Genomic DNA, 18,159 nt, shown 5'->3' with positions numbered 1-18,159 from the left:
TGCCATTCGCGCGCCATCGTGATGTGACGGTTCACGTTGTCTTCGGCAGTGGGTACCAGCTCCTGCAGAAGCTCGAGCTGTGTCAGATCCCTCGCCATTAGATCGCCTCCATAGATTGCGTACGACCGGTCCAGCTTACGGCACCGTAGGTTCGGTGTGAACCGTGTCGCGCCTGTTCACTTGCTGTTCCGGCAGTCGTGATGTCCGGTGTCGACCGACCCGAATCCCCCGAATGTCGATCGACCGGTCGGCCTGTCGCGACTGTTGCAGTTCCCCCTGCACGTCGCTTCGTCTCGGCCGATCGTTACTCCCGAGTGTACGTACCGGGCAGGTGTGATCCCTGTTACCCGGGATGTGTGTGGTGCCCCCAGTAGGACTCGAACCTACGACCTGCGGATTAAAAGTCCGTAGCTCTACCAACTGAGCTATAGGGGCGCGGCTCGAAAGTGTAACGGGCCGCGCAGCGCCGACGGCATGTACCCCCGACACTGCTACCGATGGGTCAGCGTCCGAAGCTGCTGCACCCGCTCGGCGCAGGAATGCCGGCCAGACGGTCGTCGATCCAGGCGAACGCACCGGGTATTCCGGTCACCGCGACGACGAGATGCTCGCCGACGTATTCCTCCAATCGGACGCTCGCGCCGTTGGCGCACCACTCGTCGTACAGGTTCTCGGCCCCTTCCGCGGGTACCCAGAACTCTTGCTGCCCGTGATAGATGAAGACGGGGACGGTCGGTGTCCTGTCTCCACCCATGCGTGTCGACGCGATGATCTGCTCGGCGATCGGCGTCCGATCCACGTCCGGAATGTCCGAAAGAGCTTGTGCTGGAATGGGAGCCACCAGGCCTCCCGGGGCGGTGAGATAGATGCACATGTCCTTGGCGATGGTGGCCAGGCGGAGACCGTTGGCGTTCATCAACGAGAACATCTCGGGATACTCTCGGGCGACTCCGAGCGTGGCCGACAGGAACAGTGTCGACCCCACCGTTCCGTTGAGCGAGTGCAACAGAATGCGGTAATCGGTGGGTGCACCGCCGAACGCCACGCCGACGAGATTCACGTCCGGGGCGTAGGTGGGAGCCAGCTGCGCGGCCCATCCGGAGGCGATGGCACCCCCGGAATATCCCGTCGCGGCGATCGGAGACTCTGCGGGCAAGCCCAGCTCGGGCAGTTTCACCATCGCGCGGAGGGCGTCCAGGATGGCGTGGCCCGCCATCGGTCCCGCCGCATATCCCTGGCGCGGCCCCTGATGATCGGTGACGACGACGGCGTAGTTCTTCGCCAGGAAGGACTGCACCGGAACGATCTCCGGCGCGATTCCGCGAGGGAGGGTCCACGACGGAGCGCAGGTGTTTCCGAGTGAGTCGATGGCCATGTTGTACGCCACTACCGGCCGGCTACCGGGTCCCGTCCACGGTGCCGAGGGCACGATGATCGTGGTGACACCCGCGACCGGCCGATCCTTGGAATCGTTGGTGCGGAACAGGATTTGCGTCGACCTGACGGGGGTGAACAGCGGCCCGACGGTGACCTGTCGGGTTGCCAGGACGGACCCGGGTGGTTGCTGTTCGTAGCCGTCGGGCGGATCGAACCAGGGCTCGCCGAGCGGGGTGGGCAAGTAGAGGGCAGGGTCGGGAACGGGGGCCACGAAGTTGCCGAAGGGATCTGCGATCGCCGTGCTGGTTGTCGGGATCAGCAGAAGCGAGACAGCGAAAAGTGTTGTCATGGAACGAAATATTCGGACCGATCCCCTCATGGCGTGCACTCGTTTCCGATAGGCAGAGCCGGATGTGTGATGCAGCTCACAGTAAGCCGATGTGATCGCGAGGGATGTGCGATATGGCGAAAGTGTCGAAAACGTTATCTGCTGGTCTCTTCGATATCGATTATCCAACTTGACATTTGACCGCAGTCGACAAGATTGTGTGCGTAAGGCGCTGGTGTGCAATAGATTTGACACGCTAACGAGATTGGCGAACCAGTTGATCTCGAGACTTGTTATGGGCAAATATAATTCGGCTTTCAACTGAAAGCGAGGCAGGTGCCCGAGACTGTGTCGGGCAACGCGTCGACGGTTTCGTTCTCGAGGTGTCGATCGGGCGATGCGCGCGCTTTCGGCCTCGGATCCGGTGACGGCACGGGTGGTCGCGGTAGAGGTGCGGCGCGGTGGAGGTGTGATGAGGACAGGTGGTTGTCGATGGGTGGTACCCCGGTAGTGAAGCGGCTCGAGTGCGCACCCCCTGCAGCGCACTCGAGCCGCGCAGACCATACCATCAGGCTTGTTTTGGTTGCCTAATCAAATTTTCTGTCGGCAGTGCCCGTCGAACCGAACCGCTGGTGAGTCGACTCGTGTGTCGTTCGGGTGAAGTACTCTCTATCTGTACTACCTGTGGATACGCAGGGCGCTTGGGCTCGGAGGCACGAAGTAAATGGCACAACAGGAGCGCGCACGGCGGACCCGGGCGGCCATCGTAGAGGCGGCGGCGGCGGAATTCGCCAAGCGTGGATACGCAGCAGCATCCGTCAACACCATCTTGGAAGGCTCGAACGCCACCAAGGGTGCGATGTATTTCCATTTCCAATCCAAGGAGGATCTGGCCAGAGCGGTGCTCGCGGCCGGGTTGGATCGGTATGTGGCGATAACGGAGAAGTGGGCCGACACCACCGCACACCCCTTCTATGTCATCCGGGGCATCGTGGACGACATAGCGCAGAACTTCCAGAACGACGTGATCGTGCGTGCCGAGTTCCGGCTGATAGTCGAGCCTGAGTTCTACGCCGAGGTGCATTCCGGCGGCGGTCGAGTATGGGGAGCGCAAGGTCACAAGCAGGCCGAGCGTGCTCTGGCGATGGGGGACCTCAAGTCGGAGTTCGACGCGGCCAAGTTCGTCCGCGTGCTCGCTGCGTCGATGGCAGGCCAGCGCTACATGTCCGATCTGGTGGCCGACAACGCGGATCTGCGCGAGCGGTTCGAGGAGTCCGTCGAGGTCGTTCTCTTGGCCATGGCGTCCGAGCGTTGGCTCGCGGAATTCAAACTGCACGGGTGGGAGCACTACGGCGAAAACTGCGCGAAAACCACCTCTGACCTGCCGGTTTGAGATTTACAGCGAAAGTGTCCTAAGCTATCCCAGCTCCCAACGGAACGCCGTTGAGGGTAACGTCGAAGCAGTTCGGCGGGCCCCCTTCGTCTAGCGGCCTAGGACGCCGCCCTTTCAAGGCGGTAGCGCGGGTTCGAATCCCGTAGGGGGTACGTAGGAAGAGATCGGTTTGACAACCCGGTCGGCAGTACAGCAGTCTTCGTCTCGCTCTTCACGAGGTGCGGATTTGCAGTTCGGAGAGTTACTGCGCTAGAAATAGCGCGGCAACAACAGCAAGGCCCTGTGGCGCAGTTGGTTAGCGCGCCGCCCTGTCACGGCGGAGGTCGCGGGTTCGAGTCCCGTCAGGGTCGCAACATCGGTGCGAAATCACCGACATTGCGATGGCATTGTTTTACCGGTGCCGCCCGGCCAGGTAGCTCAGTTGGTACGAGCGTCCGCCTGAAAAGCGGAAGGTCGCCGGTTCGATCCCGGCCCTGGCCACCACGGTTTTGGATCGACATGCACGATGAAAGCCCCTTCCGGCATCCGGGAGGGGCTTTTTCGTGGTCATGACGCCTCCGTGCCGAGACGACAGCACTCGTCGAGCGATATGGTCGACGCGTGGACGTGATCGATCGAGCGCAAGAGGATCTGGCGCGTGGAGACACCATCGGTGCTCGGGATCGGCTCGTTCGCGCCCTGCATCGGAACCCGGCCTCGCCGGGCATTCTAGAACTGCTCGCGTACACCCATCTTGTGCTCGGCGACCGCGCGGCCGCAGGCGCAGCATGGTTCCTCACCGACAAATCCGACGACGATCCAACGGCGTCGGCTGCATTCGCCGCACTGCAGAGGCAGTACCGGTCACCGTTGGCCCTGGCCGAGGCTCTTCCCATCCACGCGCCCTCGGACTGGTATCCGGGCCGGGCTCGGGTCCGCCTCGAACGACTCGAGGCCGCCGTCGAAGCCAACGGTCAGCGCTGGGTGCCGCCGCGTGACGTCGTCTACTTCGACGAGGACGGACTGAACTCCGACGACTTCTACGGCTCGGACGGCGATCAGGTCGACTCGGACTACGACCGCGCAGGGTCGAGTTACCGAACGGTGCGGCAGCGCGCGATCGCGGCGACCATCGTCATCGCCATTGCTGCCACCTCGGCATCGGTGGTCCTGGCGCTCGTCTTCGGCTGATGCCGGTTCACGGACGAACTTTCCGACGCCGGGCGTAGAGTCGCGAAAGAATTTCCGGCCGACGATCGAGGGTGACGAGTTTCATGGGCACAGCGAACGGCGCGCCGTCACCGGCTCCGCGAGACGACAACTATGCCGTCAACCTCGAACAGGCGAGGGTCTTCGCCCGAGGATTGGCCGAACACATCCAGACGTGCTCGGCGTCCATCGAAAGCGCACAGTCCAAGGCATTTCGAGCACGCGCGGACCGCGCAGAATCCCGAGCCCGAGCGTTCGAGTCCGAGGCGTCGACGCTCCGGGCCGAGCTCTACGAGATGTATCGCCACATCGATGCGATGACGGCCCGGTTTCCGGAACTGCGCACCGACCCGGCTGTGCGCGGTTAACCGGTCTGCGTGGGTCAGACCGCCGCGGAATCGGTGACCGAGCCGAACGTAGCCTCGGCACCGCGTCGGCCGAGGGCCGAGCCCCACACCGCGTACACAGCATCGGTGGTCGAGGATCGCTCGATATCGCGGCCCTCGGCGACGGTGATGAGCGTGCGGGAGAGCTCGAACAGACTGACCCGGTGATTTCTCGCGGTCGTGAACAGCTCGTCGATGGCGTCGGCAACGGATCCACCGTGGATGCCGATGAGCACTCCGGTTGCGATGTCCACGTGGGTGCGAGATGCAGGCGATTCGGGAAGTCTGTCGGTCATCTTTTTCCTCGAGATGGTGTGGTCGGTGCGGATGACCGAAGCGGATCCTGGCGTCGAGCGGGCTTCACTGTCTCACACCGACATGACATTTCATACCGTCGGTTTCGCCCGCACGTGCATGCGCTCGCCCTGGGGTCCGAACAGGCTCAGCAGTTCCACCGGCCGGTTCCCGACGGCGCCGAACCAGTGCGGTACCCGGGTGTCGAATTCTGCTGCCTCACCGGGTTTCATCGTCAGATCGTGCTCGCCGAGAATCAGCCGCAGGGTGCCGTCGAGCACGTAGAGCCACTCGTACCCCTCGTGCGTTCTGGGGCGAGGCTCGGAGTCCTCGGGTCGGACCAGAAGTTTGTAGGCCTGCAGTCCGCCAGGGCGCAGAGTCAGGGGAAGAATTGTCACGTGTTCGCGTACGGTGGCCGTCGTACGCACCCGAGGGTCGGCTACAGGCGGCGCGGTCACCAGATCGTCGAGCGCCATCTGATGGGCCCGGGCTATCGGCCACAGGAGTTCCAGGCTCGGTTTGCGGTCGCCGGATTCGAGACGTGAGAGCGTGCTGATCGAGATTCCCGTGGTCTCGGACAGTGACGCCAGGGTGGTGTTCTTCTCCATCCTGATGCGTTTGAGGCGGGGACCGAGGCCCGCGATGACCTCGTCGAGGCTTGCCGCTGCTTCCTTCATCCCTGTATTGCAGTTTCAGCAAACAAATTTGTCAAGTCTCGCAGGGGTGGACCGTCGAAAACTGCCCGTGGACGTCGGCGGACGGCACATACTCGCTTCATGACCGCTCGTGCTGGGCGCGTACGACGTAGGGGCGTGATTCGCGACGCCTACGGTAGCCCCGCGTCCGAGGCCTTCATGGTCGTGGCCATTGCGACAATTCTGATCACCAGGGCGTACCTGGAGGCGACCCATTACCCCCAGGTCGGTGGCAAGTCGCTGCACATCGCGCATGCCCTGTACGGCGGCGCTGCGATGATGTTGGCTCTGCTGGTCGGCTGGATGTTCATCGGGTTCGGCGTTCGAGTGTTCACCGTGCTGCTCGGCGGTGTCGGGTTCGGGTTGTTTCTCGACGAGGTGGGCAAGTTCGTCACCAAGGACAACGACTACTTCTACGGCCCGTCCTCGGAAATCATGTACGTCCTGGTGGTCCTGCTGTTGGTGTTCAGCAGGATCGTTCGCGAGTTCCGTCGGCCCTCCCGGGGCGAGTCGCTGGCCAACGCGGCAGCGATCGCCGCCGATGGCGTCGGGCACGGACTCCCCGATCACCGCCGCGACTGGGCGCTGCGGATGCTCGTGCGGGCCGAGGCGGAGGGAGCCGATCCGGACACCGTGGCCGGCATCAGGATGGTGCTCGGCACCTGTGGTCGGTCGACGTCACGCACCCATTCCTTGCGTCAGTTCGTTCCCCGGCTGATCCCGGCGTTCTTCACCAGTGCCCGGTGGGTTCCCGTCGTCGGCTGGGGACTGGTTCTGATCTCCGGTGCAGGCGTCGTGTTCGGGATCGTCGAACTCGTTCTCGGAGACCTGCACATCGATCGCCGAGACCTGACGATCGACGTCGACGGAATGGGCATCGCCAGCGGAATCCTGTTCGTCAGTGCGTGCATCACGTTCGCCTCGGCGCTCCCGGCGATGCTGCGCTTGCGGAAGGACGGTCCGCTCTGGCCGCTGCGCACCCTCCGCGTGTCGGCGTTGATCTTCACCTTGCTCAACGCGTTGGTGGATTTTGCCCAGGAGGGTTTCACCGCGCTGGGGAACGTGGCGATCGGACTGTTCGCGCTCGCGGTCATCTCGCATCGCATCACGGTGCGCACCACCGAGATCATGGAGAACTCGGTTGTGCTGCAGGAGGATCGAGACTCCGATTGCTCTCGAACCGTCGGATCAGACCAGTGAGGGGATCGACGAATTCGATCGAACGGGCCAGCAGCCGGAGCGGATCGGAGTAGTCGTCGCCGGCGACCTCACGGAACGAGGGATAGAAGTTGTCGCCGACGATCGGAATACCCAACGAGCACAGATGAACCCGAAGTTGATGCGTCTTCCCGGTACGGGGGTGCAGTCGATACAGGCCATAGGACCCGACGGTGTCGATCAGGTCCACGAGTGTCTCGGCATTGGGTTCGCCCGGTACCTCCACGGCCTGAAGAACGCCGCGCTCCTTGACGATTCGACTGCGCACCGTCAACGGGAACCGGAGTTCGTGAGCGAGTGGGGCGATCGCCTCGTACTGCTTGGTGATGGTGCGTTGAGCGAACAGCTCCTGGTACGGCCGGCGAGCCTGCTGACGCACGGTGAACACCAGAACCCCCGCGGTGAGCCTGTCCAGACGGTGCGCCGGGCTCAGCTCGGGCAGGTCGAATCGGCGTCGGAGCAGAACGAGGGCCGAGCGAGCGACGTATGCGCCGCGCGGAGTGGTGGCCAGAAAATGCGGCTTGTCGACCACCAGTAGATTCTCGTCGCGATGGAGGACGTCGAGGGAGAACGGAACCGTCGGCTCCACCGGCGGGTCGCGGTAGAGGTAGATGTCCGCACGTGGCCTCGCGACCGTCGCCGAATCGATGTGTACGCCTGCCGCGTCGACGATTTCGCCGCCCGCCACCTTCTCGGTCAGCCTCGCCGCGTCCTGCGGAAACCGTGCACACAGGTACTCGAGCACGGTGGCCCCGGTTGCGATCTCGGGCATCCGGACCCGAGTGGGGTCGAGGCCGTCGCGCAACGGCAGGGGAGCGGCGGGCATGGTCACGACTGTAATCGGTCGACATGGAAACACCCCGGCCGGAAATTCCGGCCGGGGTGTGGTCTGCGGTGGAACCGTTCGGGTCCGACCTAGATGGTGACGACCATCTTGCCGGTGTTCTCGCCCTTCATCAGACCGATGAACGCCGAGGGAGCGTTGTCGAGACCGTCGACGACCGTCTCGTCGAATTCGATGGCACCGCTGCCCAGCCACTCGGTCATCTTCGTGCGGAACTCCTCGGTGACGTGCGCGTAGGAGCCGACGATGAAGCCCTTGAGCGTCAGCTCCTTGCCGATCGCCAGCGCGAGGTTGCGCGGAGCGGGAGTCGGCTCGGTGGAGTTGTACTGAGCGATGGCTCCGCACATGGCAATTCGGCCGTACTTGTTCATCGAACCGATGGCGGCTTCGAGGTGCTCGCCGCCGACGTTGTCGAAGTACACGTCGATGCCGTCCGGTGCCGCCGTGCGGAGCTGCTCGGCAACCGGGCCGTCGTGGTAATCGAATGCTGCGTCGAAACCGAGCTCGAGCAGGCGGGCGACCTTGGCGGGAGATCCGGCACTGCCGATGACGCGGGAAGCGCCGAGCGCCTTGGCGATCTGGCCGACGAGTGACCCGACTGCTCCGGCAGCGCCGGAGACGAAGACGACGTCACCCTCCTTGAACGAGGCGACTTCGGTCAGCCCGGCGTACGCCGTCGTTCCGGTCATTCCCAGTGCGCTCAGGTAGGCGGATGCTTTCGCGGCCGAGAGGTCGACCTTGCTCGCTCCCTTGCCCGGGACGATGGCGAGATCGCGCCAGCCCTTGCCGTGCAGAACCGCGTCGCCCACCGCGAAGCCCTCGGCCTTGGACTCGACGATCTCGCCGACGGCACCGCCGTCGAGCGGGGCGTCGATCTGGAACGGCGGGACGTAGGACTTCACGTCGTTCATCCGACCACGCATGTACGGATCGACCGACATCACGATGTTGCGGACGAGGATCTGCCCGTCCGCGAGCTCGGGGAGATCGACGACCTCCGCGCGAAAGTTGTCTTCGGTCGGCCAGCCTTGTGGGCGGGACGCGAGGTGAATTTCGTGTGCCTTCATGGTGTTTCCTCTTACTCGTCTTCGGTGACTGTGACGGTGACGTCGATGTTGCCGCGGGTGGCGTTGGAGTACGGGCACACCTGATGGGCCTTGTCGGCCAGGGCCTGCGCGTCGTCGCGGCTCAGGTTCGGCAGCGTCACCTCGAGGGTGACGGCGAGCTGGAAGCCGCCTGCGTCGTTGGGGCCGATGTCGACACGAGCGCCGACGGCCGAATCGGTGACGTCGGCCTTGCCCTGGCGCGCCACCATCTGCAGTGCGGAATGGAAGCACGCGGCATAGCCGGCGGCGAAGAGCTGCTCGGGGTTGGTGCCGTTGCCGCTGCCGCCCATGGCCTCCGGGATGGCGAGGTCGAGATCGAGACGTCCGTCGGAGGTGCGGGCGTGGCCGTTGCGGCCCTCTCCGGTCGCGAGGGCTTCGGCGGTGTAGATGGTCTTCATGATTCTCCTTCTGTCGTGCTCGAATCGGGGTGATGCAGAGCGCTCGTCAATGCGTCGAGCGCTTCTTTGAGTCTGACGAGATCGTCGATTCCCATGCCGGTCTTCTCGGCCAGCTTGCGCGGGATGTCGAGTGCCTTGGCGCGCATGGCGCTTCCGGTCTCGGTGAGGTGGATCTCGACGCGGCGTTCGTCGGTGCTCAACCGTCGACGCTCGATGAAACCGAGGCCTTCGAGTCGCTTGAGCATCGGTGAGAGAGTGCCGGTGTCCAGGTCGAGTTCGGCGCAGATCTCCTTGACGCCGCGCCCGTCCTTCTCCCACAGCACCAGCAGCACGAGGTACTGCGGATACGTGACGCCGAGCTCGTCGAGCATCGGGCGATACACCGCGGTCGTAGCCCGCGATGCGGAGTACAGCGCGAAGCACACCTGACGGTCGAGTGCGAGTTCGTTGGTCACGTCAAGAACAGTAGTGCACGGTTAAGTTGTGCGCAACCTATCTCGCCGAGGTGCATGGAACTTCGTAGTGGGCTACGAAGTTCCATGCACATGGGGATCAGCCCTGCAGGGCGCTCTTCAGGCCGTCGAGCACGATCGTTGCCGCAGTCGGGCCTGCATTGAGGTACCACGGGTCGTCGTCGACGCGCACGATGTGGTTCTCGGTGGCTGCGCTCATGCCGGTCCAGAGCGGGTTGGTGGTGTACGACGCGGCGCTCGAATCGGCTCCCGCGTCCTGGCTCGATACGAACACCCAGTCGGCGTTCGCGAGCTGAATTTCCTCCTCGCTGAAGTCCTGCGAGGTCTTGTCGAACTGCTGACTTTCCGGCCGTGCCAGACCGGCGTCCCAGGCGATGTAACCGGCGAACGAGGGGACGCCGAACACTCGCGCTCGATCCGCGGTGAAGCGGACGAAGGAGACCGTAGGGGTGCCGCTGGTGCCGGCAACCGAGTTACCCAGTGCCGCAGCGTCGGAGGTGAAGGTGTCGATGAAGGTCTGCGCCTGCTCGGTTCGGCCCAACGCGTCGGCCAGCAGTAGGAAGTCCTGCTTCCAGTTCACTCCGGTGCCTTCGGTGAGCACGGTCGGCGCGATGGTCGACAGCGTCGGGTAGATGTCCTCGGAGCCGGTCTTGTTCGCCAGGATGAGGTCGGGTTCGATGGCGGCGATGGCCTCGATGTCGACTTCCTGTCGATTACCCACATTCACGAATTGCGTCATCCGGTCCGCGTACTGGGGGAACGAGAAGCTGATGTAATCGGGCACCAGTTCGGCTCCGTCGCCGTACGCGACTCCGGTCGGTACGACGCCCAGTGTGAGGGCCGCGTCGAGCTGACCGGTGGCGATGACGACGACCTTCTTCGGTTCGGCGGGGATCTCGGTGGAGCCGCCGAAGTGGCCGACGGTGCGTGGGAACACTCCGTCGGCCGCTCCCGAACCCATACCGTCGGGGATGCCTGTCGGCCCCGGTGCGTCCGTCACGGCGTCGACGGTGGCAGATTCTGCGCTGGTGGAGGGCGAGGCTGTCTGCTCGGCGGTGCCGCCGCAGGCGACAGTGGTCAGCGCGGTGACTGCGGCGATCGTGGTGGCCAGGAGTAGACGTTTCACTTCGTTCTCTTTCACAGGACGGGCGTAGGCAGGTAAGCCTAGCCTGTACCTCGCGACCGAGGTGAGCGGAACTTCGTAGCAGGGGTCGAAGTTCCGCTCACCTGGGGTCAGCGCAGCGCGGCCGCCGCCTGCACCATGTTTCTCAACGACCGCTCCACCTCGGCCACACCGCGGGTCTTGAGTCCGCAGTCGGGATTGACCCAGAGTCTTTCGGCAGGAACGGCTTTCAATGCCGCACGTAGCGATTCGGTGATCTCGTCGACGCTCGGCACCCGCGGTGAATGGATGTCGTAGACGCCGGGGCCGACACCGAGGTCGAATCCGACGGAGTTCAGGTCGTCGAGTACCTCCATGTGCGAGCGGGCCGCCTCGATGGACGTCACGTCGGCGTCCAGGTCGACGATCGCGTCGATGATCTCACCGAACTCCGAGTAACACAGATGCGTGTGAATCTGAGTGTCGTCGGACACGCCGGACGTCGAGATCCTGAACGATCGCACGGCCCACTCCAGGTACGCCGCTGTATCTTTCGAGCGCAGCGGGAGAAGCTCACGAAGGGCAGGTTCGTCCACCTGGACGATGCGAATCCCCGCTCCCTCCAGATCGATCGTCTCGTCGCGAATCGCCAGGGCGATCTGGGCTGCGGATTCGGCCAACGGTATGTCGTCTCGGACGAACGACCACGCGAGAATCGTCACCGGGCCGGTCAACATGCCTTTGACCGGCTTGTCCGTGAGCGACTGCGCGTACTCGGACCAGTGCACGGTCATCGGTTTCGGACGCGAGACGTCGCCGTACAGAATCGGCGGTCGGACGCATCGAGATCCGTACGACTGGACCCAGCCGTTCGACGTGGCCGCGAAGCCACTGAGCTGCTCGGCGAAGTACTGCACCATGTCGTTTCTCTCGGGTTCGCCGTGGACCAGCACGTCGAGGCCGATGTTCTCTTGCAGTGCAACGACATCGGCGATCTCGGATTGCATCCGGGACACGTATTCGGCGTCGTCGATCTCACCGGTGCGCAGGGCTGCCCGAGCGAGTCGAATCTGCGTGGTCTGCGGATACGAACCGATGGTGGTCGTCGGCAACGACGGCAAGTCCAGTCGCACAGCCTGAGCCCGGCGGCGTTCCTCGGCCGGGGTGCGGTCGACGGAGATTCCCGCGTCGAGACGTGCCCGAACGGCCGCGTCGTGCAGACGGGGGTCGGTGCGACGAGTCTCGAGCGCGGTCCTGGCCTGCTCGAGCTCGGACGACACCGATTCGGTCCCATGTCGTAGTGCCCGGGCGAGGACGGCCACCTCGGCAACCTTCTCGGCACCGAAGGCCAACCAGGATCGGAGCGGATCGACGATGTCGGTTTCTCCGTCGAGGGTGTACGGAACATGCAGCAGCGAGCACGAACTCGACACCGCAAGCGTGCCGGCACTACCCAACAGGCTCGCCAACGTTGCCAGCGCCTTGTCGAGATCCGTCCGCCAGATGTTGCGCCCGTCCACGACGCCCGCAACTATGTGCTTGCTCGCGAGCGCAGGTACCACGGCAACGTGCTCCACGGTGCCCGGCACCGTCAGATCGATCGACAATCCCTCGATGCCGGTCGACGCGAGCACGGGCAGTACGGCACCGAGGTCACCGAAGTACGACGCCAGCAATATGGCAGGCCTCGTCGACACCGCGCTCAGGTAGTCGTAAGCCTTCTTCGCACAGTCGATCTCGCTCTGGGTGCGATCGGCCACGAGCGCAGGTTCGTCGAGCTGGACCCACTCCGCCCCGGCATCGGCGAGGTTGGTCAGCAGCTCCGCGTACAGCGGCAGAATCTCGTCGAGGCGGTCCAGTAGCGGGGCGCTGCTGCCGACTGCCTTCGACAGCAACAGGAACGTCACCGGTCCTAGGACGACCGGTCGAGCCGGGACATCGAGCGCGCGAGCTTCTTCGAGCTCGGCGAGCACCTTCTCGGGGTGCAGGGAAAAGGTTGTCGCGGGGGAGATTTCGGGCACGAGGTAGTGGTAGTTGGTGTCGAACCACTTGGTCATCTCGAGTGGTGCGACGGTCTCGTTGCCTCGGGCGGCGGCGAAACAGCGGTCCAGCTCGCTGTCGATGCTCCGAACCCGCTCGGGTAGTGCACCGAGCATGACCGCGGTGTCGAGCACGTGGTCGTAGTACGAAAAGGTGTTCACCGGAACGGAATCGAGTCCGGCGGCGACGAGTTCTCGCCAGGTGTTCTCGCGCAATGTCCGCGCAACGGATTCGAGTGCGGGTGCGTCGAGCGTTCCGGCCCAGTAGGATTCGACGGCTTTCTTCAGTTCTCGGTTCGGTCCGATACGGGCCGCGCCGAGCACGGTGGCGGTGAATTCGATACTCACGGTAGTTCTCCAGTTGACTGCTGCATCGATGGCGCACCGCCTTCTCGGGCGCGCGCATCCCGGAGAGCCCCACGAGCAGCCGTACCAGGGTTACGCGCCCATTCCACGAGGCGGTGAACCGCTGCGCACGGCGTGCACAGCACAGACGGCAGGTATTCGGACTCGCGGGCACGTGGACGAAGAGCCCACTCCTACTGGCCGTCGCTTCCCGAAGAGGCCTCTTCAGTGCTGTTGACGGCGGTCGTTCCTGCATACCGCTGCGGGACAGTCCCGGATTCTCACCGGGTTCCCTCTCACGACGCGCCGGAACTTCCGCGCATCGCTTCGGCGCCGTGGTGAACTTCGGGGCTCCTCATGACCACCTGGCGAACCGACTGCAGGGACGAGCATAGATGCATCGTCGGCGCGTCTGTTACGGTGCTCTCCATGCAGCGCACGTATTTCTGGTTTAGCAGGCCGGCCCCGGGTGGGTCAGCCAGCGACGCCATGCGCTGACCTCCACCCCACGAGCCGGATACAGACCGGCTCGAAGTGCGCGTGGAGCATGCTGAGTCGGCCTGGGAACAGGAAACCTCTCATGACGCTCTCTCTGGACACCCCGTCACTCGATGATCAACGGACGATCAGTATCAGTCCGCTGGTTGCGCCGTCGGTGTTGCGCCGCGAACATGCCGTGGACGACGCGATCTCCGCGACGGTCCGCTCCGGACGCTCCGGCGTGGTCGACATTCTCGACGGCCGCGACGATCGACTGATCGTCGTCGTCGGCCCGTGTTCGGTGCACGACACCGATGCTGCCCTCGATTACGCGCGGCGCCTCGCTGCCACGGCAGCCGAACTGGGCGATCGACTGCACATCGTCATGCGGGTCTACTTCGAGAAGCCCCGGACGACGCTGGGGTGGAAAGGACTGATCAACGATCCGCACCTCGACGGCAGCTTCGACATCAATTCCGGACTACGGGTGGGACGCCAACTGCTGCTCGATATTTCGGCGCTCGGCCTGCCTGTCGGATGCGAATTCCTCGACCCGATCACTCCGCAGTACATCGCAGATCTGGTGAGCTACGGCGCGATCGGTGCACGGACCGCTGCGAGCCAGGTTCACCGCCAGCTGTGCAGTGCGCTGTCGATGCCGGTGGGGATCAAGAACTCCACCGAGGGCGACGTCCAGGTGGCGGTCGACGGCACCCGCGCCGCCGCGGCGAGCCATGTCTTCCCCGGCACCGATCTGGACGGCCAGGCAGCGCTCGTTCGGACCGTCGGGAACCCGGACTGCCACGTCATTCTCCGCGGGGGCGTCGACGGCCCGAACTACGACGCCGAATCGGTCGCAGATACCGTTGCGCGACTGCGGAAGTCGGGTCTGCCGGAGCGCGTCGTCATCGACGCCAGTCACGGCAACAGCCGCAAGGATCACAACAAGCAGGTCGACGTGGTCACCGATGTGGCAGGCCGAGTCGCAGCAGGCGAACACGGCATCGTCGGGCTCATGCTCGAAAGCTTCCTGGTGGCGGGCCGTCAGGATCTCGAACTCGGCCACCGCGACGACCTGGTGTACGGGCAGTCGATCACCGATGCCTGCCTCGATTGGGACACCACGGCAACACAATTGAACGTGCTGGCTGCGGCGGTCGAGGAGCGTCGGAACTCCCGAACCGCTCGTTAACGAACCCCGCGCGGTCGGAACTGCACGCTGATGCGTGGGCCGATCGCGCGGGTGGACTTGGGAATCGCATGCTCCCACGTGCGCTGACACGAGCCTCCCATCACCACCAGATCGCCGTGCCCGAGCGTGAACTTGAGCGACGTACCGCCGCCGCGAGGCCGAAGCATGAGTTGTCTTGTCGCACCGAGTGAGACGATCGCCACCATGGTGTCCTCGGTCGCGCTGCGGCCGATGTTGTCGCCGTGCCAGGCGACGCTGTCGGAGCCGTTGCGGTAGTAGCACAGCCCTGCGGTGGCGAACGACTCACCGAGTTCGGCGCGGTAGTGGTCGTCGAGCGCGTCACGCGCCTCGTACAGTGCCGCGTGCGGCCAACGCTCGCGTTCGGCGTAGAAGCGGACCAGGCGTGGCACATCGACTACACGGTCGTACATCTGCCTGCGTTCGGCGCGCCAATCGACGTCGGTCACCAGCGAGTCGAAGAGACGGGTATCGGACAACCAGCCCGGACGCACGTCGATCCAGGCACCGAGCGTCAGCTCTCGTCGGGTGACGGACTGCAGCGACCCGACGCCACCGTCGTCGTCACCGAACAACGAGCCTTGCATCGCGAGCGACATGCATCGACTGTATCGAACAGGTGTTCCCATTTCCACTGTGCGGCGGTATCTTCGTCGCATGGGCTATCGATTTCAGGTCGTCGTGGACAGTGCCAACCCTCATGCGCTGGCGAAATGGTGGGCACAGACGCTGGGTTGGCAGTCCGAACCCAGCAACGAGGACTTCATTCGCGAGATGGTCGCTGCGGGTCATGCTCGCGAGGAGGACACGACCACCTTCGAGGGCGTTCTGGTGTGGCAGGCGGGCGCGGGAATCGTCGATCCCGACTCACCCGGCTCCCCGCGGGTGCTGTTCCAGTCGGTAGCCGAGCCGAAATCGGTGAAGAATCGGTTGCACCTCGACATCCGCGTCGGTGACGAGCGTGAGTCGGTGGTGACGGAACTCGAAGCGCGGGGTGCGGCGGTACTTCATCGGGGAACTCAGGGTCCCAGCGTCTGGATCACCATGACCGACCCCGAGGGCAACGAATTCTGCGTCAGCTGAGACGGTACGAGCCGGGAGTCTGACCGGTCCAGCGCTTGAAGGCACGGCGGAACGCGCTGGGCTCGGAGAAGCCCAGACGAGCCGAGATGTCGTCGACACTGTCGCCGCGGCTCAACCCGGAAATCGCTGCATCGCGCAGCACTTCTTCGCGCAGTTGGTTGATCGAGGTGCCCTCCTGCCGAAGCACACGTCGAAGGTGCGGCGGGCTGATGTTGAGCATCGCCGCGATGTCCTCGGTTCCCGGTGCGCCGCCTTTGAACCCGGTTTCGAGCGCCCGGCGAACCTGGCTCGACGCGGTGCTGTCGTAGTCTCGGGACGAGAACAGCAGATTGGGTGACTCGGCCAGATACTCGGCGAGGGTCTCCTCGGTCTGCACTATCGGTGCTCGCATCACCGCGCTGTCGAATTCCAGTGTGGCACGGTCGGTTCCGAACTCGACGTGCGTCCCAAAGATGGAGTCGTACATCTTGCCCGCCTCGGGCCCGGGAAGCGCGTACGGCAGCTGCACCGACAGCAGTTTGACGCGGTTGCCGATGAGCCACGCCGCGAAGCGGTGCAGCAGAATCAACAGGAAGTCGGTGAGCAAGCGTTCGGCGAGGGCGTTGGCTTCCGGGCTCAGATGAGTCGTGGGCGTGACGTGGACCGTCAACACCGTGGACTCCTCGGTGCGGTCCAACGTCATGGGGCGAACCGGAATAAGCACCCGCATGGTCTCGGACATCCTGATCAGAGCCGCCCAGAGGTTCTCCGAATGAATCAGGGTCTGACAGATCACGCGAAAGCTGCCGCGCCGCACCGGTACTGCGGCAAGGCCGAACAGTTCGTCGCCGGTCATCGCCCAGACCGCCTGGGTGAAGGCCGTGACTTGGCGGGTGGTAAGCCGTTCCGCCGGGTTCCCGAGAATGGTGGGCCCGATCCCGGCCATCGACAACGGGTACGTCAAATCCATCCCGCCGCTCGTCGCGAGGTCGACGGCCTGTCGGACGAAATACGCCGGGATCGTCGGTTGCGGAGTCACAATCTCCGTAACCTCTCGGCTGCGTCGGCGAGTACCTCGTCCTGCTTGCAGAAAGCGAAGCGTACCAGGGACTTCCAGGGAGCTGGTTTGTCCACGAAGGCCGTGACCGGAACCGCTGCGACGCCCACCAGATCCGGCAGGGAGCGGCAGAATTCGTACGCGTCCCCACGCCCGATGGGCGCGACGTCGGCGCACACGAAATATGTTCCCGCGCTGTACTTCACGTCCGCGCCTGCGGCGTCGAGTGCAGCCGAGAGCGTGTCCCTCTTGCGCTGCAGGCCGTCGCGCATCGAGGCGATCCACGGCTGCTCGTGCTCGAGGGCATAGGCGACGGCAGGTTGGAAAGGGGTACCGCCGACGAAGCTCATGAATTGTTTGGCGGCGCGCACGGCATCGATCAAGTGGGCCGGGCCCAGCGCCCAGCCCGTCTTCCACCCCGTTGCGTTGAAGGTTTTCGCCGCACTCGAGACGGTGACGGTGCGCTCGAACATCCCCGGCAGTGTCGCGATCGGCGTGTGCACTGTGCCGTCGAAGGTCAGGTGCTCGTAGACCTCGTCGGTGAGGACGAGCAGGTCGTGTTCGACGGCGATCTCGGCGATGCGGACCATGGTGGCGCGGTCGAAGACGGTACCGGTGGGGTTGTGCGGGGAGTTGACGATGAGCATGCGTGTTCGGGGACCGACGGCACGATCGAGGGCCTCGGTGTCGACCGTCCACCCGTTGCCGTCGGGAACCAGCGGCACGGCGGTACGGGTCGCTCCGGCAAGGGCAATGGCGGCCGCGTAGGAGTCGTAGAACGGCTCGATCAGCAGCACCTCGTCGCCCGGCTCGATCAGGCCGAGCAGTGATGCCGAGATCGCCTCGGTGGCACCGACGGTGATCAGTACCTGCGAGTCGGGGTCGTAGTGCAGCCCGAATCGCCGTTCCCGGTCGGCGGCGACGGCGTTGCGCAGCACCGGCATACCGGGGCCGGGGGAGTACTGATTGAGTCCGCTCGCGATGGCCTCACGTGCGGCCTCGAGCATGGCAGGCGGCCCGTCGGTATCGGGAAAGCCCTGACCGAGGTTGACGGCATTCTTCGCCACCGCGAGAGCGGTCATTTCGGCGAATATCGTCGATGCGAACGGGCGCAGGCGCGCCACGGTGCGCGAGGGCGGCATCTCGGACATTCGTCCAGCGTAG

At 64.5% G+C, this 18,159-nt stretch carries 18 protein-coding genes, 4 tRNA genes, 1 pseudogene and 1 riboswitch; of the genes and pseudogenes, 9 read left to right on the top strand and 14 right to left on the bottom strand.

What is annotated here, in order from left to right:
- From CH294_RS27750 to CH294_RS03600, 3 genes and pseudogenes are all read right to left on the bottom strand, one after another.
- Window positions 1-98: pseudogene (locus CH294_RS27750) on the bottom strand (acyl-ACP desaturase); the annotation flags it as partial.
- Between the two features lie 261 nt (window positions 99-359).
- Window positions 360-435: transfer RNA gene (locus CH294_RS03605), tRNA-Lys, on the bottom strand.
- 67 nt (window positions 436-502) lie between these two features.
- On the bottom strand, window positions 503-1,726 hold the full coding sequence (locus CH294_RS03600) for a lipase family protein (protein ID WP_249305024.1): 1,224 nt from the start codon (window positions 1,724-1,726) through the stop codon (window positions 503-505).
- Window positions 1,727-2,429: 703 nt separating this feature from the next.
- On the opposite strand from CH294_RS03600, the gene CH294_RS03595 reads away from it, so the two are divergent.
- The 6 genes from CH294_RS03595 (at window position 2,430) to CH294_RS27690 (ending at window position 4,654) form a co-directional block, all read left to right on the top strand.
- Entirely contained in the window at window positions 2,430-3,098 is a 669-nt protein-coding gene (locus CH294_RS03595; RefSeq protein WP_032404423.1) for a TetR/AcrR family transcriptional regulator, read from the top strand.
- Between the two features lie 79 nt (window positions 3,099-3,177).
- A tRNA-Glu gene (locus CH294_RS03590) sits at window positions 3,178-3,250 on the top strand.
- Window positions 3,251-3,374: 124 nt separating this feature from the next.
- Window positions 3,375-3,448 (top strand) — tRNA-Asp (locus tag CH294_RS03585).
- 56 nt (window positions 3,449-3,504) lie between these two features.
- A tRNA-Phe gene (locus tag CH294_RS03580) sits at window positions 3,505-3,581 on the top strand.
- 117 nt (window positions 3,582-3,698) lie between these two features.
- Window positions 3,699-4,268 carry a DUF6584 family protein gene (locus tag CH294_RS03575; protein ID WP_094737031.1) on the top strand — a complete coding sequence of 190 codons (570 nt, stop codon included), beginning with the start codon at window positions 3,699-3,701 and terminating at the stop codon, window positions 4,266-4,268.
- Window positions 4,269-4,351: 83 nt separating this feature from the next.
- Complete coding sequence (locus CH294_RS27690; protein WP_032377439.1) at window positions 4,352-4,654, top strand: hypothetical protein; 303 nt, start codon at window positions 4,352-4,354, stop codon at window positions 4,652-4,654.
- 14 nt (window positions 4,655-4,668) lie between these two features.
- Here CH294_RS27690 and CH294_RS03565 read toward each other — a convergent pair whose 3' ends face one another.
- Together CH294_RS03565 and CH294_RS03560 are read right to left on the bottom strand one after the other, a co-directional pair.
- Window positions 4,669-4,968 (bottom strand): ANTAR domain-containing protein, encoded by a 300-nt coding sequence (locus CH294_RS03565; protein WP_032404421.1) that lies wholly within the window; start codon window positions 4,966-4,968, stop codon window positions 4,669-4,671.
- Window positions 4,969-5,058: 90 nt separating this feature from the next.
- The gene (locus CH294_RS03560; RefSeq protein ID WP_032377437.1) at window positions 5,059-5,643 is read right to left on the bottom strand and encodes an XRE family transcriptional regulator; all 585 of its coding nucleotides are present in this window, start codon (window positions 5,641-5,643) and stop codon (window positions 5,059-5,061) included.
- A gap of 99 nt (window positions 5,644-5,742) precedes the next feature.
- Between CH294_RS03560 and CH294_RS03555 the strand changes: the two genes are divergently transcribed.
- A complete protein-coding gene (locus tag CH294_RS03555) occupies window positions 5,743-6,861 on the top strand; it encodes a hypothetical protein (RefSeq protein WP_052058770.1) in 1,119 nt (372 codons plus the stop codon).
- Here the strand turns inward: CH294_RS03555 and CH294_RS03550 are convergent.
- The 6 genes from CH294_RS03550 to metE all read right to left on the bottom strand — a co-directional run bounded on the left by CH294_RS03550 (window position 6,788) and on the right by metE (window position 13,189).
- A complete protein-coding gene (locus CH294_RS03550) occupies window positions 6,788-7,705 on the bottom strand; it encodes a pseudouridine synthase (RefSeq protein WP_094737034.1) in 918 nt (305 codons plus the stop codon). The genes CH294_RS03555 and CH294_RS03550 overlap by 74 nt on opposite strands.
- An 89-nt stretch (window positions 7,706-7,794) precedes the next feature.
- Entirely contained in the window at window positions 7,795-8,790 is a 996-nt protein-coding gene (locus CH294_RS03545) for an NADP-dependent oxidoreductase (RefSeq protein ID WP_037154945.1), read from the bottom strand.
- A gap of 11 nt (window positions 8,791-8,801) precedes the next feature.
- Window positions 8,802-9,227 (bottom strand): organic hydroperoxide resistance protein, encoded by a 426-nt coding sequence (locus CH294_RS03540; protein WP_094737030.1) that lies wholly within the window; start codon window positions 9,225-9,227, stop codon window positions 8,802-8,804.
- Window positions 9,224-9,682, bottom strand: coding sequence for a MarR family winged helix-turn-helix transcriptional regulator (locus CH294_RS03535; RefSeq protein ID WP_032404419.1), 459 nt, complete (start codon window positions 9,680-9,682; stop codon window positions 9,224-9,226). Before CH294_RS03535 ends, CH294_RS03540 begins: the two co-directional genes overlap by 4 nt.
- Window positions 9,683-9,779: 97 nt before the next feature.
- Complete coding sequence (locus CH294_RS03530; RefSeq protein ID WP_094737029.1) at window positions 9,780-10,826, bottom strand: iron-siderophore ABC transporter substrate-binding protein; 1,047 nt, start codon at window positions 10,824-10,826, stop codon at window positions 9,780-9,782.
- Between the two features lie 107 nt (window positions 10,827-10,933).
- The gene (gene metE / locus CH294_RS03525; protein WP_094737028.1) at window positions 10,934-13,189 is read right to left on the bottom strand and encodes a 5-methyltetrahydropteroyltriglutamate--homocysteine S-methyltransferase; all 2,256 of its coding nucleotides are present in this window, start codon (window positions 13,187-13,189) and stop codon (window positions 10,934-10,936) included.
- A gap of 129 nt (window positions 13,190-13,318) precedes the next feature.
- Window positions 13,319-13,528, bottom strand: a riboswitch (cobalamin riboswitch).
- A gap of 238 nt (window positions 13,529-13,766) precedes the next feature.
- On the opposite strand from metE, the gene CH294_RS03520 reads away from it, so the two are divergent.
- Window positions 13,767-14,858 (top strand): 3-deoxy-7-phosphoheptulonate synthase, encoded by a 1,092-nt coding sequence (locus CH294_RS03520; protein ID WP_094737027.1) that lies wholly within the window; start codon window positions 13,767-13,769, stop codon window positions 14,856-14,858.
- Here the strand turns inward: CH294_RS03520 and CH294_RS03515 are convergent.
- On the bottom strand, window positions 14,855-15,475 hold the full coding sequence (locus CH294_RS03515) for an alpha-ketoglutarate-dependent dioxygenase AlkB (protein ID WP_094737026.1): 621 nt from the start codon (window positions 15,473-15,475) through the stop codon (window positions 14,855-14,857). The two genes, CH294_RS03520 and CH294_RS03515, sit on opposite strands and share 4 nt — an antisense overlap.
- 58 nt (window positions 15,476-15,533) lie before the next feature.
- Between CH294_RS03515 and CH294_RS03510 the strand changes: the two genes are divergently transcribed.
- Entirely contained in the window at window positions 15,534-15,959 is a 426-nt protein-coding gene (locus CH294_RS03510) for a VOC family protein (protein WP_094608439.1), read from the top strand.
- Here CH294_RS03510 and CH294_RS03505 read toward each other — a convergent pair.
- Window positions 15,952-16,977, bottom strand: a complete 1,026-nt coding sequence (locus tag CH294_RS03505) for an AraC family transcriptional regulator (protein ID WP_094737025.1) — start codon at window positions 16,975-16,977, stop codon at window positions 15,952-15,954. The genes CH294_RS03510 and CH294_RS03505 overlap by 8 nt on opposite strands.
- Window positions 16,974-18,146 carry a pyridoxal phosphate-dependent aminotransferase gene (locus CH294_RS03500; protein ID WP_094737024.1) on the bottom strand — a complete coding sequence of 391 codons (1,173 nt, stop codon included), beginning with the start codon at window positions 18,144-18,146 and terminating at the stop codon, window positions 16,974-16,976. Before CH294_RS03500 ends, CH294_RS03505 begins: the two co-directional genes overlap by 4 nt.
- Between the last annotated feature and the right edge of the window lie 13 nt (window positions 18,147-18,159).

This window comes from Rhodococcus sp. 14-2483-1-1 (genome assembly GCF_002259335.1).
Classification (GTDB): Bacteria; Actinomycetota; Actinomycetes; order Mycobacteriales; family Mycobacteriaceae; genus Rhodococcoides.
The sequence above is the reverse complement of the archived record's forward strand: the minus strand, read 5'-3'. Positions and strand labels throughout refer to the sequence as shown.

Bases quoted from the DNA above. Each gene is read 5' to 3' on its own strand.
- CH294_RS03600 (WP_249305024.1), bottom strand. From the start codon at position 1,726: ATGACAACACTTTTCGCTGTCTCGCTTCTGCTGATCCCGACAACCAGC.
- CH294_RS03555 (WP_052058770.1), top strand. From the start codon at position 5,743: ATGACCGCTCGTGCTGGGCGCGTACGACGTAGGGGCGTGATTCGCGAC.
- CH294_RS03515 (WP_094737026.1), bottom strand. From the start codon at position 15,475: ATGTCGCTCGCGATGCAAGGCTCGTTGTTCGGTGACGACGACGGTGGC.
- CH294_RS03565 (WP_032404421.1), bottom strand. From the start codon at position 4,968: ATGACCGACAGACTTCCCGAATCGCCTGCATCTCGCACCCACGTGGAC.
- CH294_RS03545 (WP_037154945.1), bottom strand. From the start codon at position 8,790: ATGAAGGCACACGAAATTCACCTCGCGTCCCGCCCACAAGGCTGGCCG.
- CH294_RS27690 (WP_032377439.1), top strand. From the start codon at position 4,352: ATGGGCACAGCGAACGGCGCGCCGTCACCGGCTCCGCGAGACGACAAC.
- CH294_RS03520 (WP_094737027.1), top strand. From the start codon at position 13,767: ATGACGCTCTCTCTGGACACCCCGTCACTCGATGATCAACGGACGATC.
- CH294_RS03550 (WP_094737034.1), bottom strand. From the start codon at position 7,705: ATGCCCGCCGCTCCCCTGCCGTTGCGCGACGGCCTCGACCCCACTCGG.
- CH294_RS03540 (WP_094737030.1), bottom strand. From the start codon at position 9,227: ATGAAGACCATCTACACCGCCGAAGCCCTCGCGACCGGAGAGGGCCGC.
- CH294_RS03595 (WP_032404423.1), top strand. From the start codon at position 2,430: ATGGCACAACAGGAGCGCGCACGGCGGACCCGGGCGGCCATCGTAGAG.
- CH294_RS03510 (WP_094608439.1), top strand. From the start codon at position 15,534: ATGGGCTATCGATTTCAGGTCGTCGTGGACAGTGCCAACCCTCATGCG.
- CH294_RS03500 (WP_094737024.1), bottom strand. From the start codon at position 18,146: ATGTCCGAGATGCCGCCCTCGCGCACCGTGGCGCGCCTGCGCCCGTTC.
- CH294_RS03560 (WP_032377437.1), bottom strand. From the start codon at position 5,643: ATGAAGGAAGCAGCGGCAAGCCTCGACGAGGTCATCGCGGGCCTCGGT.